This is a genomic window from Shewanella electrica (assembly GCF_022321485.1).
In the GTDB taxonomy this organism is placed as follows: Bacteria; Pseudomonadota; Gammaproteobacteria; order Enterobacterales; family Shewanellaceae; genus Shewanella; species Shewanella electrica.
Map to the genome: position 1 here is coordinate 1 of NZ_JAKOGG010000623.1, position 247 is coordinate 247.

1 protein-coding gene is annotated in these 247 nt (G+C 39.3%); it reads right to left on the bottom strand.

From position 1 onward, the window contains the following. Nucleotides 1-247, bottom strand: a 247-nt coding sequence (locus tag L9G74_RS21635; RefSeq protein WP_238898915.1) for a hypothetical protein, incomplete at both ends; no start/stop codon positions are given.

Genomic DNA, 247 nt, shown 5'->3' on the forward strand with positions numbered 1-247 from the left:
GTACCTTCAAACTTTGAATTCGCGATAGTTTCCGCTTTGCGGGATGCAGAATCCTTAAACGCCTTAGCCTCTTCCTTCGTGACTAATAACTTATTACCAATTCGGTCCTTATTCTCAACATTTTCATTGATATAAGTTACCTTCACGTCAGGAAGAACAATCTTGTTTTCATCATTAGGATATGTCAGCTCCGAAAGAACATACTTCGCTGTTTTTTCAGTCGGAAGCGTTGCTAATGCCAAATCAT